We start from the raw sequence: 13,376 nt of genomic DNA on the forward strand, positions 1-13,376 counted from the left end.
CCAGTGCTTCTCGAACGAGTCCACGGCCCAGCCCTCGGACGAGGACAGGATGCGCGTCACCGCCTTGTGCGCGTCACCGCCGTGTCCCTCGAACTTCTCCGCGAACTCCCGCATGGCCGTGGCCATTTCGCGGTAATCGTCCTCGTCCACGTTCGGGAACTTGATCCCGATGAAGTCCAGGACGTCATCCAGCCAGCCCGGAATCGTGTAACCCATCCCGTGTCTCTCCCCCGTGTGGCACGCCCCGCTCATTGGCGCAACGTTTCTGCATACGCGATGAAGAGTTTAGTAGGCGGCCGCGACGACAGGACAGTCAGTAAACAGAGGCAACGGCGTTGCCGGTTCGGGGACTTGACGAGAGAACATCGGCAAGGGCACCGGATCGGCACGGTCAGCACGCTCTGCGGGCGCCCGCACCGACGGCCGGCGCCCCGACAAGGCGGGGACACGCTGGGACACGCTATCGGCGCTCAAGGCCGGTGTCCTACTCTGCCGCGACAGAACGCACAAGTACGGCATCAGCCAGTTACAGACGACTGTCAGGAGCGGGGAATGACGATAGGCAAGAGACCGAGAACCGGTGCGGTCGGGGTCGCGGCAGTCGCGATCGCGGCGACCGTCCTCACGGGACCGGCCGCGGCGGACACCACTCCGCCGGCCCGCCATCAGGCGACGCAGGAAGCGATCGACGCGGCCGTCGCGGGCGGTGTCCCGGGCGTGGCCGCCGAGGCCCGGGATGCGGCGGGGGTGTGGAAGACCTCCTCAGGGGTGGGCGACCTGAAGACGGGTGAGCCGCGCGGCAAGAACGACCGTTTCCGCATCGGGCACCTGACGAGCACTTTCGTGGCGACGGTGCTGCTGCAGATGGAGGCGGAGCACAAGCTGTCCCTGGACGACACCGTGGAGCGGCACCTGCCCGGTCTGGTCCGGGGCAACGGCAACGACGGCCGCGCGATCACCGTACGGCAGCTGCTCAACCACACCAGCGGCCTGCCCGACTACTTCGCCGACAGCGACTACGTCGCCACCTACGTGCAGGGCGAGGGCTTCCTCCAGCACCGTTACGACACCCTGCCGCACGACCAGCGCGTGAAGGTCGCCCTGGCCCACCCGCCGATGTTCGCGCCCGGTACCCGGCACGGGTTCTCCAACACCAACGACGTCCTGGCGGCGATGGTGTTGGAGGAGGTGGGCGGGCGGCCGTACGAGGACGAGGTGCGCAAGCGCATCATCAAACCGCTGGGGCTCAAGGCGACGTCCACCCCGGGCACCCGCGCCCAACTGCCGGAGCCGAGCAGCCGCGGCTACTCCAAGCTCTTCTACGGTACGCAGCCGGACCGCATCGACGACGTCACCGAGCTCAACGGCTCGCAGCTGTGGGGCAACACCGACGTCATCTCCAGCACGGGCGACCTGAACACGTTCTACGGGGCGCTGCTGCGCGGAAAGCTGCTGCCTGCGCGGCAGTTGAAGGAGATGAAGACGACCGTCGTCAACCCCGACTTCCCGATCTCCTCCTACGGGCTGGGCATCGAGCGGCTGACACTGGGCTGCGGCACCAGCATCTGGTACCGCGACGGGGGCACCGTGGGATGGCTGTCGCTGGTGGCGGTCACCGACGACGGCCGCCACCAGCTTTCGTTCAACTACAACGCTGACTGGCGGGCGGACGAGATCCTGCCGACCCTGAGTGCGGAGTACTGTTCCTGACACCTGGCTCCCGCCGCCCGCGGCCTGCCGAGCGCTCCGCGCCGGGACGGCCCGCACCACCCGCTGCGGCACTGCACTGCACTACGCCGCATCGCTGTATGAGCGCTGAGCGCCACGCGCGGAAGTGCCTTGACGCGTCACGGCAGCGCCGCCCCCTCCCCCACGCCCCTTCCGGGTCCCGGCATCTCGCGGGCACCACGGATTCGTGGAACGTGCCGCGTTTGAAATCGGCCAGGCGGAACACACGCTTATACAGCCTTTATTTTCGCCGACAGGAGAGCATCATGGGCATCATCGCGTGGATCATCATCGGCTTGCTCGCAGGTGCCATCGCCAAGCTGCTGATGCCTGGCAAGGACCCGGGCGGCATCATCATCACGATGCTGATCGGTATCGCCGGCGGGCTTCTCGGCGGCTGGCTGGGCAAGGTGATCTTCGGAGTCGACTCCATCGACGGCTTCTTCGATCTCTCGACCTGGATAGCGGCTGTCGTCGGGGCTTTGATCCTGCTGGTCCTCTACCGCGTCATCACCGGAAATCGGCGACACGCCTGACACCTCGCACCACGAAACCTCGGAGGCGGTTCCCCTTTCACCAGGGGGCCGCCTCCCTTGCGGTTTACGCAATCATCGAATCGAGACCGTGCCGCCCGGCTGAACGAGCGCCCAACTCGCAGGCCCCGCTCGGTCCGCCTCAACACATGGCGCCCCGGAAACAGGACCCCGGTCAGCAGCCGTTAAGCGGAAGCGGTAGTGCCGCGGAAGCATGGCAATACGCGGTATATGGAACTCAGTGCGGGAAAGTTCATCGACTTCACCAACATCCTGTGGCTGGACGTCATCCTCAACGCCGTCCTCATCGTCAACGCGATCGGGCTGATGATGTGGATCGTCTGGGGCGTCAAGGAGCGGCGGCAGGGCGTGCGTGCCGCCGTGCGCACGGCGTACGAGAAGTCCGGGCACGCCCGGGGCTGGAAACCGCGCACCCGCTGGATCATGGCCGGCCTTGCCCTGGCCGGGGCGTTCGCCTTGATGATCCTCGGTGCGATCCTGAAGGCTGACAGCCATGAGGGCGGCGCCCTCACCCTGGGCTGGGGAGTCGCCTACACGGCCTTGTGGCTCGTGGCCGGACCCTTCCTGCGCCCGGTCACCGCGCCGCGACCCCCACACTCCCGGGACTGGGCGCCCGCCTCCCCTGCGCCGGCATCGCGGCCCGGCGACACTGGCACAAGCACGGACACCTCCACGGGCACAGACACGTAGGCGGAGACGCGGGTCCCCTCCGCCCAGCATGAGGCGCAACGGACGCCGATGTGACATCAGAGCTCCGAGTTGTACGAGCAGATACACGAGCAGAAGCGGTTGGCACGTCGCTCGTTCGGAGCACACCCGCCGACGTCCCCGTTGCCCGGCATCTCCCCCTCCTGAGCTGCGACGTTGTCAGTCGTTGCACTCCTTTACCTGTCGACCCCGACGCTGCGTGTCGCGCGCCGTCGCCGCCAGGCGGTTTACCTCCAGTCATGAGCCCTTCATAGCGGCCTACGGTGTGCTGCGGGCTCTCCCCCTGGAGGAAGTACATGCGTTCGCTGAAGATAGCCACCGGCACCGTCCTCGCCAGCACAGCTCTGCTGTTCGCCGCGCCGATGGCCTCGGCCTCCGACACCCAGTGCGACCCGGCCACCGCGGCCGCTTCGGAGGCGGAGTCCGCGTACAAGTCCGCGCTCGCCGACTACCAGAAGACGATCGACGACGGCGGTCACCCGGGCAAGGCCGAGAAGGACAACGTCGACCAGCTCAAGATGAAGGCCGACTCCGCCGCCTCCGAAGCGCAGCGCATCTGCGGCGACACCGTCGCCAGCTCCACCCAGAAGCCCACCGGTGCGATGCACACCGGCACCGGTTCCACCAGCCCCATCGGCGTTCCCGCCCTGGCCGCCGCCGGCGGTCTCGCCGTCGCCGCTGCCGCGGGCCTCGGTCTCCGCCGCCGCACCGCCACCGGCCGCCGGCACTGACAGCGACCCGGCAAGCGGGTGCCGCCCAGGGCCTGGTCCCCGGGCGGCACCCGCGTCGGGGACGGACTTCGGGAGGGCCGGTCGTGGCCGCGCACCGCATAACAGGCAGGAAACCCCGGGCCGCGGGTTGCATATGGCCGCTGCTCCTGGTCGGCTGCGCGACGGTCGCCTTCGGGATCACCGGCCTCGAACAGGACCAGGAACCACCTCAGCCACCCCGACGCCACAGCCATGAAGCACCGGCCGCGGCCCCCGCCGCGCCGCCCCTGCCGGCCGCGCGGCCCACACGGGTGCAGATTCCCGCGATCCGCGTCGACGCTCCGCTGACCGATCTGAACCTCGCCGACGACGGCCGTCTCGCCGCTCCGCCGGAGGACGACCCGAAACTCGCCGGCTGGTGGAGTCAGGGCCCCTCCCCCGGCAGCGAGGGCACCGCCATCATCGCCGGGCACGTCGACCTCCCGTCCGGCCCGGCCGTCTTCTACGACCTCGGCACCCTCAGACCGGGCATGCGTATCGACGTACCCCGCCAGGACCACGTGACCGCGCACTTCACCGTCGACGCCGTCGATGTCTACGACGCCTCCGACTATCCCGACGACAAGGTGTACGCCGACACCGGCCGCCCCGAGCTGCGCCTCATCACCTGCGGCGGCGGTTACGACCACCGGCGCCAGCGGTACAACGGCAACGTCGTCATCAGCGCCCACCTCACCGGCCACCACTGATACGGAACACGAAGCCACCAGCGTGGTCACCGCGCGGCCTGCGAGGCGCTGTACCAGTTGCAGATGCCCGTACGTGTAAGCGAATCAACCGGTCAGGCCGCGCGGCGCCTTGAACACTTCGCCGACCAGGCACTGCCCGACTGGAACGGCCGGGCCACCTTCCACCGCACCACCTCCGTGAAGGACCGCACCGGGGTCAACGACCTACCCGGTCACACCTGGCGCGACCGCCCCGCCATCGACCGCGCGACTGAGCCGGGCGGACCACGTCGCCGGGTCGGTCAGAGGCTGTCCCGTCGGTTCGGATCAGTGGACGATCGGGCCGCGGCGGCGTCGGGGTGGACGGTGAAGACCTGGTCCAGGCCGACGACGTGCAGGATGCGCGCGGTGCGGGCGGGGACCGCGGCCAGGGCTATGTCGCCGCCCTGTTCGAGGGCCAGATTCCTGGCGGCGAGCAGCGCGGTGATGCCGCTGGAGTCGCAGTGGTCGAGTCCGGCGAGGTCCAGGACCAGGACTTGCCCGGCGGTCAGGGTCAGGTCGCCTGCGGCGGTACGGAGTTCGGGCGCTGTTACGTGGTCGAGGTCACCGGCGATCTCCCACAGGGGTCCGGCGGCCGCCTCCCGGGCGGTGATCTGCAACGCGCTCATTCGGGGCCCGCCCGCCGGGGGGTGGGAAGCGGAGCCGGCATGCCGAGGGCGAGCAGGGCGGTGTCGTCGTCGAGGCCGTCGCCGAACCCCGCGATCAGGTCTGTCAGGCCGTCGACCAGCGCCCGGGGGCCCGCAGCCGGCCGACCGGCGGCGAAAGCGCGCAGCGCCTCCTCGCCGTAGAGTTCGCGCGCCGGTCCGGTCCGGGCCTCGGTGAGGCCGTCGGTGTACAGGAGCAGGGTGTCACCCGGGAACAACTCCGTTCGGGCGGCGCTGAAGTGCGGGTGGGGCAGCGCCCCGACGAGCATCCCGCCGGGGGTGGGCAGATAGTCGGTGCCGCCGCCCGCCCGCTGGATCAGTGCGGCGGGGTGGCCGCCGGAGGCCAGATCCACGCCGACCCGGTCCTCGCTCAGGTGCAGGATGCCGAAGACGACGGTGCAAAAACGCGGGTCGCCGCTGGTGTACCGCTCGTGCAGCACGGTGTTCAGGGTGGTCAGGGCGTGGACGGGGTCGGGGTCGTGGAGCGCCGCGGCCCGCAGGGTGTAGCGGGCCAGGGAGGTCACGGCCGCGGCCTGGGGGCCTTTGCCGCACACGTCGCCGAGGAAGAACGCCCAGCGGTCGGCGCCTGCGGGGAAGAGGTCGTAGAAGTCTCCGCCCAGCAGGTCCGGGGAGGCCGTGTGGTAGTAGGTGGCGGCCTCCATGCCGGGGATCTCGGGCAGTTGGGCGGGCAGCAGACTCTGTTGCAGGACGGCGAGGGCTTCCTGGAGCCGGTCCCGGTCGGCCTCGGCCTGCCGGCGTGCTTCCTCGGCCACCCGGCGGCTGCGCAGCAGTTCCTTCTCGTACGACCTGCGCTGGCGGGCGTCGAAGACGGTGGTGCGGATCAGCATCGGTTCGCCGACCTGGCTGGTCTTCACGGTCGAGGTGACCAGCACCGGTATCCGCTGCCCGTCGGCGGCCTTGATCTCCAGGGCGACGCCGCTGATCTCTCCCTGCATCTGGAGCGTGGGCGCGAAGTGCGTCTCGTGGTAGAGCTTGCCGCCCACGGTGAGCAGGTCGGTGAAGCGCAGCCGTCCCACGACCTGCTCGCGCGTGCGGCCGAGCCAGTCCAGGAGCGTGGTGTTGATCTTCGCGATGGTGCCGTCCATCATCGTCGACAGGTAACCGCACGGAGCCTGTTCGTACAGCTCCTCCACGCTGTCTTCCAGCAGCGAGGTGAACGCGGCGTCGAGGCCCTCGACGTCCGGCTCCCCCTCCGGATCCTGATCGGTACGGCACATCATGCGGGCACGCCGAGGAAGTCGGTGATCGCTTCGGCGGTGGCCTGCGGTGCGCTCAGCTGCGGGCAGTGCCCGGTCGCCGCCAGGGTCACCAGGCGGCTGCCGGGGACGGCGGCGTGAACGTAGGCGCCGACCTCGCGGGGGGCGATCACGTCCTGTTCGCACTCCAGCACCAGGGTCGGGACCGCGACCCCCTTCAGGTCCTCGCGGCTGTCGGACAGAAAGGTCGTGCGGGCGAAGACGCGCGCCATGTCCGGGTCGGTCGCGCAGAAGGAGGCCGTCAGCTCCTCGCCGAGTTCCGGCCGGTCCGCGTTGCCCATGATGACCGGCGCCATGGCGGCCGACCAGCCCAGGTAGTTCGACTCCAGCGACTCCAGCAGCTCCTCGATGTCGTCCGCCGTGAAGCCGCCCCGGTAGCCGTCGTCGTCGATGTAGCACGGCGAGGGCGCCACCATGACCAGACGGGAGAAGCGTTCGGGCGCCTTCGCCGCGGCGAGGACGCCGACCATCGCGCTGACCGAGTGCCCCACGAAGGTCACGTCGCGCAGCTCCAGTTCGTCACAGATCTCCAGCACGTCCGCCGCGTAGCCCTCCAGCGAGCTGTAGCGGCGTTCGTCCCAGGCCGACGGGTCGGCGCGGCCCGAGCCCACGTAGTCGAAGAGCACCACCCGGAACTCTGCGGCCAGTGTGGGCAGTACCAGGCGCCACATGTTCTGGTCGCAGCCGAATCCGTGCGCCAGCAACAGCACCGGACCCTCCTCGCGTCCGATGACGGTGACGTTGTTCCTGCGCTGGATATCCATGGCCGCCAGTTCCCTCTGGCCCTGTCCGTCTGCGACAGGGACTCTGTTGTGCATCGCTTCGGTCCGCCCTGCGGACTCTTCCGGCAGGACTACGGCCCCTCCGGCTGCTGTGCCGAACCGGAGGGGCCCGGACGGGATGTGCCGCACACGGCGGCGCGTTCCCCTCCGCTCGGCTGGGTCCCCCTGAACACTCCTTTCACACCCCCCTCAGCCCGAGGCGGCCACTACTTTGCACAATCTCCGCATCCGTGAGCGGGGTGTCATCGGAAGAGTGCGCGGGTCGCCCCTGTGTCCCGGGTCGTGGAGGCGGACGGAGCCGGGCATGCCGACGGCGGGGCCACGCTACGGGCGCGGCTGTCCCTCGGTGCTGAAACGGGGGAGAGTTCCGAGGGCGGCTCCGTGCCGCGCACGTTTCGGGACCCCGTCGCCGCCCGGCGCCGGGGTCCCGAAGGGGCAGTCACCTCATCTGCCGGCCCCGGTCTCCTGCCGGGCTCGCGTCCGCTTCGGGCGACCGGACCTCGCGGCTCCGCCACCGCACTGTCATGTGACCGGCCTTCCTACTGCCCGACAGTGCGGCTGTGCCGCACCCTTCTCGACGTTTGGTACGGCAGAAACCATAAACATCCTGGAGACGAATGTCTACTTTGGCCAACACAGATTTTTGGGCGCGCCAGATGGAGAGACGACAGCTGCCGACGGCGTTGAGGGCGGTGAGCGCGTCAACATCGGTTTCCTCGTCGACGACCCCTTCTTCCACCCCGGGGCGGCCGTCACCCGGCCACCCGTGCCGTCCGGCCGTCCGGCCGTCCTGCGGCGGAGGCGTTGGTCCAGATCCCTTAGGCCGGGTTGTCCGCCATCGCTCTGCGGAGCCTCTCCTCGTTGAAGTGGTCGGCGTGTTCGTGGGTGACCAGGACCGCGTCAGCCCCTTCGATGGCCTGTGGCTCGGTGAGGCCGCCATCCTTGGTCACCTCGACCGCAGCGGCCCGCAGACCACGGCCGACCTCGTCCAGCGGCGCGGCGTCAGCCACCGGTCGACCGCGAATTCGGTGACGGTAGTTCTCGGCGGCGGACTGGTACGGGCCGAGCCCCACCCCACCGACGGCCGCAAGCTCCTGCTGCACGTCACCGAGGACGGCCGCGCGCCTCCGGCAAGAACACGCTCGGCGCACCGGTTCGCTCAGCGGCGCTGTCGGCGAGGCACTCAGCCCGGACGAGCGGCGTCACCTGCGCGACTGCGCCCCCTGCTGGCGCGCCTGGCCGCGCACTTCACCGGGCGGTGACGTCGGCCGCGACGGCCCTTTCTCGTGCCGGGTGCCGCCATCCGTGCCCCATGAGAGCACCCCGGGCCGCGGACGCCCGTCAGAGGGTCGAGAAGATCGCTCGGGTGACGGCCGTGACCGCCGGAAGGGGGCGGCCGGGAAGCCGGGCCACGAGAACCCGGCGGATCTCGGGGGGCGCACCGTCGACGTGCAGCAGGCTCACACCGGGCGGCAGTACCGGTGAGAGCCGCCGGGGCACCGTCGTCACTCCAAAGTCGCCGGCGACCAGGTGGAGCTTGGTCAGCCAGTCGCGCGCCCGGTGGACGACGTGCGGCCGCCCGGGCAGGCCGGGCCAGACACCGAGCAACGGCTCCGCGTGCGACGCCGGGGTGGCGATCCAGGGAGCGTCGACCAGTTCGTCGACGTGTACCGAGGTGCGGCCCGCGAACTGTCCGGTCGCCGCCACCGCCACCACCAGTTCGGTCTCCGCGACGGTCTCGACGTGCAGGCGCGGCGACTCGTCGTCCAACGGGCGGTGGGGCGGGCGGGAGGTCACGACGGCGAGGTCGAGCGAGCCCGCGCGCACCGCCCGGATCAGGGCGGGCGTGGTGCCCTCGGTGGTCGTGACCGTGACCTGTGGGTCGCTCGCCGCGAGACGCGTGAGCGAGGGCGGCAGGAGGGCCGCTCCCGCGCTCAGGAACAGTCCGAGCCGCACCGGTTCGGCCTGCGCGAGGGCCCCGTCGAGGTCGCGCTCGGCAGCCGTCAGGCAGTCCAGGATCGTGCGGGCGTGGCGCAGCAGGGTCAGGCCCGCGGGTGTGAGCCGTACGCCGTCGGGACGGCGCTCGAACAGGGCGGCGCCCGCGCTGCGTTCGAGGGAGGCGGCCTGGCGGGAGACGGCCGACTGGGTGTAGCCGAGTCGGGTGGCTGCCGCGGTGAAGCTGCCGGACTCGGCGATCTGCCGCAGGACCCGTAGGCCCGCGCTGGAGAGGTCCATGCCGCCTACGCATACCACGGATGCCGGATCGTCGCTTCCCGCATGCCTGTCGGGCTCCCTAGGGTCGGTTGGGACGAACGGTCGGCCAGAACCAACGGTCAGCCGCGACGAACGGTCGACGGGGCCGAACGGTCGACCGCGACGGACATGGAGGTCAGCTATGCGCGCAGCGGTCCTGACGCACTTCGGTGCCCCGCTCACGGTGCGGGAGGTGCCCGAGCCCGAGGCCCGCGGCGGCGAGGTGGTGGTGGAGGTCCTCGCCGCCGCCGTGGCGCCCTACGCGGCCGAGGTCTTCGGCGGTGAGCGGAACTACCCCTTGGTTCCGCCCGTGGTGCCGGGGATCGGTGGCGTGGGGCGGGTCGTCCAGGCGGGCCCGGACGCCACCCGGCTGCGCCCCGGCGACCTGGTGTGGTGCGACACGACGGTGCGCTCGCGGGACGACGCCCTGACACCCGACATCACGTTGCAGGGCTGGAGTTCGCGCGGCGAGGGCGGCGCGCGCCTGGCCCGGTACTTCCACGACGGTGCGTACGCCGAGTTGATGCGGGTCCCGACGGAGAACGTCTTCCCGCTCCCCGCGGCAGCGGGCGAGGCTCCGGCCCGCTGGGCCGCGCTCGGCCTGCATGTCATTCCGTACGGCGGACTGCTGGCCGGTGGGCTCGCCGCGGGTGAGACGCTGCTCGTCAGCGGGGCCACCGGCAATCTCGGCAGCAACGCGGTCGCGCTGGCGTTCGCCATGGGAGCGGGCCGCGTGGTCGCCCCGGGCCGCAACGAGACCGCGCTCGGCCTCCTGGCCGACCGGTTCGGACCGCGTCTGCGCCCTGTCCGGCTCACCGGGGACGAGGCGGGCGACCGCGCGGCGATGTCCGGGGCGGCCAACGGCCCGATCGACATGGTGATCGACCTGCTGCCGCCGAGCGCGCCCAGCTCCGCGGCGCGGACGGCGGCCATGACCGTACGCGAGTACGGACGCGTCGTTCTCATGGGCGGTGTCGGCATGCTCGGTGGTGCGGATCTCGCCCTTCCCTACCCATGGCTCATGCGCAACTCGGTCACCGTGCGCGGTCAGTGGATGTACCCGCGTACGGCGAACGTCGGCATCATCCGGCTCCTGGCCTCGGGCGCCCTGGATCTCGCCCCCGAACGGGTCCGGTCGTTCGGACTCGACGCCGTCAACGAAGCCGTCGCCCACGCCGCCGCCCATCGTGGCCCCTTCGACCGCACCGTGCTCACCCCGGCACTGCACTGACCTGGGCCGTTCTGCGTCGCACGGCAACGACACAACCCCCAAGCGGGCGTCAGTCCCAGGCTTGCCGTTCCTGGCCGCGGGGGTCGTCGACCTGGGTCCATTCGGTGTCGATGCGCATGGTGGCGCGGCGGTCCGTGTCGTAGGGGTCCCAGCCGGGATCGCCGGTCGCGGCGAACCGGACCCAGGTCGCGTGCACGCGGGCGGCGAGCCCGGCCGGCGGCTTGGCGGGGCCGAGCAGGGCTCGGGGCCCGCTCAGTGCGGGCCGGTTCGTGAGGTCGAAGACGAAGGGCAGCTCGACGGTGTGGGTGGCGCCGAGTTCTCCGCCCAGGGCCTTGGAGCGCCAGGCGAACTCGTAGGCGTAGGTGGCGGACGCCGCGTGGCCCGCGTGGGCCCCGGCCAGGGCTCGGCTGCCGGCGCCGAACAGCGCGTCGGCCATGATCGCGGAGCGCAGCTCGGCATGGGTCGCGCCGGGCCGGGAGACGCGGTAGGCCGCGACGAGCCGGTCCGGGTCCCGGTGGGCGCGGGCCGCCGCGTCGTCGACGTCGGCCGCGGTCGAGGTGGCGTACGTGCCGGTCGGGACCAGGTAGAGGTTGCCTTCCTCGGTGTTGGTACCCGTGAGCAGGTCGACATCGGCGCCCAGGCCGGCGGCGACGGACGCGGCGGGTTGCGTGTCGAGGACCAGGCTGAACGGGCTGAGGCCGATGAGCGGGTCGACGCGGGATGCGGTCCGCAGGTCGATGCCGACGAGTCGGGCGGCCGCCTCGACCAGGCGTTCGTCGCCGATGTCGGCGAACGCGTCGACGTGGGGCTCTACGCCGAGCGCCCGGGCCGCTGCCCGGGTGACGCGGGCGGCTTGTTCCCTGGTGAAGGCTCCCAGGCCGCTGCCGCTCTGTACGATCGCCCGGCGGACCAGGCCGGCGGCCTCGGGAGTGGCGAGGATGCCGCCGACGATGGTGGCCCCGGCCGACTGGCCGAAGAGGGTGACGTTGTGGGGGTCGCCGCCGAATGCGGCGATGTTCTCCTTCACCCAGCACAGCGCGGCGACGACGTCGAGCAGTCCGCGGTTGGCGGGTGCGCCGGGCAGGTCGAGGAAGCCGGCGATGCCGAGCCGGTAGTTGAGGGTGACGAGGACGACGCCGTCGCGGGCGAAGGCCGAGCCGTCGTACAGGGCGGAGCGGGTGGAGCCGGCGACGAACCCGCCGCCGTGGACGAAGACCATGACCGGTCGTCCCTCCCCGCGGTCGGCGGGGGTGAAGACGTTGACGGTGAGGTAGTCCGCGCCGCGGCTCCAGCCGGTGCCGAAGTAGGGCGTCATGTCGATGTCGCCGAGTACGCGCTCGGACTGCGGGGCGTTGGGGCCCGGCTCAATGGCGTCCCGGACGCCGTCCCACGGCTGGTGCGGCTGTGGCGGTGCGAACCGGGCGGCGCCGCGGGGCGCAGCGGCGTAGGGGATGTTCCGGAACGTGATCGTGCTGCCGTCGCGCAGGCCGCGAACGACTCCTTGGGTGGTGGTCACGACAGGTGCTCGGTGGTTCCGCATGTCTCGTGTCTTTCCGAAAACGTGTTGGCGCAGGGGGTTTTCCGCAGAGCGCTTTCCGTAGGGCTCAGGCGTGTTCGGTGTACGGGGTGAAGGGCGCCCAGCTCTTGATAGCGAATCCGGTTCCCTGGCGTACGACTTCGGCGGCGCCGTGGCCACCCAGGTGCGCGGGGAAGACCAGGGCGTTGTCGTCGACCGCGGAGCCCAGGAGCGTACGGCGGGTGGCGCGGGCTTCCGCCGGGTGCTCGCAGAAGCAGCTGTTGGCGTCCGGGTCGAGGATCTGGACGGGGCTGTGCAGCAGATCGCCGACGAAGAGCGCGCGGTCGGATCCGGAGGCCAGCTTCAGCACCGACGAGCCTGGGGTGTGGCCGGGGGCGAGGTGGAGGCGCAGGTTCCTGTCGATCTGGTAGGTGTCCTCCCAGAGGTGGGTCAGGCCGGCCGCGTGCACGGGGGCGACGCTGTCTTCGAAGACTTTCTGGCTGCCGGGGCCGAGCAGCGTCTTGTTCTCGTTGGCGGGGTTCCAGTAGTCGAAGTCCGCCTTGGTCATGAGGTAGGTGGCGTTGGGGAAGGTCGGTGTCCAGGTCCGGCCGTCGAGGTAGGTGTTCCAGCCCACGTGGTCGACGTGCAGGTGTGTGTTGATCACGAGGTCGACGTCCTCGGGGCGCACTCCGGCGCGGGCGAGGTTGCCCAAAAAGTCGGTGTCCAGGTGGTGCCACACGGGGGCGTGGGGACGGTCCTTGTGGTTGCCGACGCCGGTGTCGACCAGGATGGTCCTGCCTTCGCTGCGCAGCACCCAGGTCTGGATCGCGGACCGCACGATGTCGGTCTCCGGGTCCAGGAAGTCCGGGACGAGCCAGGAGTGGTGGGCCTGCCACAACTCCTTCGCGCTGTCGGGGACGAACGCCGCGGGGGTCAGGTCGACAGGACCGTAGTACTCCCGGACCCGGGTCACGGTGACATCGCCGAGGGTGAGGGTGTCCACAGTGGTCTCCAGTTCGTTCGGTTGTGCGTGTTCGGGCCGCGCAGAGAAAGTCCGATACGCAGGGCGCCTGGGTGCTCCTGACGGATACGAGGGAAGGCGCCTCCTGTGGGCCGCGCACCGGTGAGGCCCTGTTCCCTGAGCATGCGTCGGGGGCTGCGGATCGCGGTATGCGTCATGTGACT

Annotated in this window: 14 protein-coding genes and 1 pseudogene; 7 read left to right on the forward strand and 8 right to left on the reverse strand. The window is 70.8% G+C overall.

Annotated elements, in window-relative coordinates; translation table 11 throughout:
- Positions 1-216: hypothetical protein (locus ABZY33_RS06205; protein WP_356490298.1), on the reverse strand; the 216-nt coding region annotated here is incomplete at its 3' end.
- 336 nt (positions 217-552) lie between these two features.
- Between ABZY33_RS06205 and ABZY33_RS06210 the strand changes: the two genes are divergently transcribed.
- The 5 genes from ABZY33_RS06210 to ABZY33_RS06230 all read left to right on the forward strand — a co-directional run bounded on the left by ABZY33_RS06210 (position 553) and on the right by ABZY33_RS06230 (position 4,449).
- Positions 553-1,710: a serine hydrolase domain-containing protein gene (locus ABZY33_RS06210; RefSeq protein WP_356490299.1), complete on the forward strand. Its 1,158-nt coding sequence runs from the start codon at positions 553-555 to the stop codon at positions 1,708-1,710.
- A 284-nt stretch (positions 1,711-1,994) separates the two neighbouring features.
- Entirely contained in the window at positions 1,995-2,264 is a 270-nt protein-coding gene (locus ABZY33_RS06215) for a GlsB/YeaQ/YmgE family stress response membrane protein (protein ID WP_356490300.1), read from the forward strand.
- Positions 2,265-2,492: 228 nt separating this feature from the next.
- The gene (locus tag ABZY33_RS06220; RefSeq protein ID WP_356490301.1) at positions 2,493-2,972 is read left to right on the forward strand and encodes a hypothetical protein; all 480 of its coding nucleotides are present in this window, start codon (positions 2,493-2,495) and stop codon (positions 2,970-2,972) included.
- 314 nt (positions 2,973-3,286) lie between these two features.
- Positions 3,287-3,721 (forward strand): hypothetical protein, encoded by a 435-nt coding sequence (locus ABZY33_RS06225; RefSeq protein WP_356490302.1) that lies wholly within the window; start codon positions 3,287-3,289, stop codon positions 3,719-3,721.
- A gap of 83 nt (positions 3,722-3,804) precedes the next feature.
- A complete protein-coding gene (locus ABZY33_RS06230; protein ID WP_356490303.1) occupies positions 3,805-4,449 on the forward strand; it encodes a class F sortase in 645 nt (214 codons plus the stop codon).
- A gap of 281 nt (positions 4,450-4,730) precedes the next feature.
- Here the strand turns inward: ABZY33_RS06230 and ABZY33_RS06235 are convergent, their stop codons facing one another.
- From ABZY33_RS06235 to ABZY33_RS06250, 4 genes and pseudogenes are all read right to left on the reverse strand, one after another.
- The gene (locus ABZY33_RS06235; RefSeq protein ID WP_356490304.1) at positions 4,731-5,096 is read right to left on the reverse strand and encodes an STAS domain-containing protein; all 366 of its coding nucleotides are present in this window, start codon (positions 5,094-5,096) and stop codon (positions 4,731-4,733) included.
- Positions 5,093-6,370: a SpoIIE family protein phosphatase gene (locus tag ABZY33_RS06240; protein WP_356490463.1), complete on the reverse strand. Its 1,278-nt coding sequence runs from the start codon at positions 6,368-6,370 to the stop codon at positions 5,093-5,095. Before ABZY33_RS06240 ends, ABZY33_RS06235 begins: the two co-directional genes overlap by 4 nt.
- Positions 6,370-7,173 (reverse strand): alpha/beta hydrolase, encoded by an 804-nt coding sequence (locus tag ABZY33_RS06245; RefSeq protein WP_356490305.1) that lies wholly within the window; start codon positions 7,171-7,173, stop codon positions 6,370-6,372. Before ABZY33_RS06245 ends, ABZY33_RS06240 begins: the two co-directional genes overlap by 1 nt.
- 839 nt (positions 7,174-8,012) lie before the next feature.
- Positions 8,013-8,129 (reverse strand): annotated as a pseudogene (locus ABZY33_RS06250) (MBL fold metallo-hydrolase); the annotation flags it as partial.
- Between ABZY33_RS06250 and ABZY33_RS06255 the strand changes: the two are divergent.
- Positions 8,073-8,453, forward strand: coding sequence for a MarR family transcriptional regulator (locus tag ABZY33_RS06255; RefSeq protein ID WP_356490306.1), 381 nt, complete (start codon positions 8,073-8,075; stop codon positions 8,451-8,453). The pseudogene ABZY33_RS06250 and the gene ABZY33_RS06255 sit on opposite strands and share 57 nt — an antisense overlap.
- A 79-nt stretch (positions 8,454-8,532) precedes the next feature.
- Here the strand turns inward: ABZY33_RS06255 and ABZY33_RS06260 are convergent, their stop codons facing one another.
- Positions 8,533-9,426, reverse strand: a complete 894-nt coding sequence (locus ABZY33_RS06260; protein WP_356490307.1) for a LysR family transcriptional regulator — start codon at positions 9,424-9,426, stop codon at positions 8,533-8,535.
- Between the two features lie 160 nt (positions 9,427-9,586).
- Between ABZY33_RS06260 and ABZY33_RS06265 the strand changes: the two genes are divergently transcribed.
- The gene (locus ABZY33_RS06265; protein WP_356490308.1) at positions 9,587-10,675 is read left to right on the forward strand and encodes a zinc-binding alcohol dehydrogenase family protein; all 1,089 of its coding nucleotides are present in this window, start codon (positions 9,587-9,589) and stop codon (positions 10,673-10,675) included.
- Positions 10,676-10,724: 49 nt separating this feature from the next.
- Here ABZY33_RS06265 and ABZY33_RS06270 read toward each other — a convergent pair whose 3' ends face one another.
- Positions 10,725-12,215, reverse strand: a complete 1,491-nt coding sequence (locus ABZY33_RS06270) for a carboxylesterase family protein (protein WP_356490309.1) — start codon at positions 12,213-12,215, stop codon at positions 10,725-10,727.
- A 64-nt stretch (positions 12,216-12,279) separates the two neighbouring features.
- On the reverse strand, positions 12,280-13,194 hold the full coding sequence (locus ABZY33_RS06275) for an MBL fold metallo-hydrolase (RefSeq protein ID WP_356490310.1): 915 nt from the start codon (positions 13,192-13,194) through the stop codon (positions 12,280-12,282).
- Between the last annotated feature and the right edge of the window lie 182 nt (positions 13,195-13,376).

This window comes from Streptomyces sp. NPDC006552 (assembly GCF_040611655.1).
GTDB lineage: Bacteria > Actinomycetota > Actinomycetes > Streptomycetales > Streptomycetaceae > Streptomyces.

Excerpts from the sequence above, each read along its gene's own strand:
- ABZY33_RS06225 (WP_356490302.1), top strand. The coding sequence starts at position 3,287 with ATGCGTTCGCTGAAGATAGCCACCGGCACCGTCCTCGCCAGCACAGCT.
- ABZY33_RS06270 (WP_356490309.1), bottom strand. The coding sequence starts at position 12,215 with ATGCGGAACCACCGAGCACCTGTCGTGACCACCACCCAAGGAGTCGTT.
- ABZY33_RS06260 (WP_356490307.1), bottom strand. The coding sequence starts at position 9,426 with ATGGACCTCTCCAGCGCGGGCCTACGGGTCCTGCGGCAGATCGCCGAG.
- ABZY33_RS06235 (WP_356490304.1), bottom strand. The coding sequence starts at position 5,096 with ATGAGCGCGTTGCAGATCACCGCCCGGGAGGCGGCCGCCGGACCCCTG.
- ABZY33_RS06215 (WP_356490300.1), top strand. The coding sequence starts at position 1,995 with ATGGGCATCATCGCGTGGATCATCATCGGCTTGCTCGCAGGTGCCATC.
- ABZY33_RS06240 (WP_356490463.1), bottom strand. The coding sequence starts at position 6,370 with ATGTGCCGTACCGATCAGGATCCGGAGGGGGAGCCGGACGTCGAGGGC.
- ABZY33_RS06265 (WP_356490308.1), top strand. The coding sequence starts at position 9,587 with ATGCGCGCAGCGGTCCTGACGCACTTCGGTGCCCCGCTCACGGTGCGG.
- ABZY33_RS06245 (WP_356490305.1), bottom strand. The coding sequence starts at position 7,173 with ATGGATATCCAGCGCAGGAACAACGTCACCGTCATCGGACGCGAGGAG.
- ABZY33_RS06220 (WP_356490301.1), top strand. The coding sequence starts at position 2,493 with ATGGAACTCAGTGCGGGAAAGTTCATCGACTTCACCAACATCCTGTGG.
- ABZY33_RS06210 (WP_356490299.1), top strand. The coding sequence starts at position 553 with ATGACGATAGGCAAGAGACCGAGAACCGGTGCGGTCGGGGTCGCGGCA.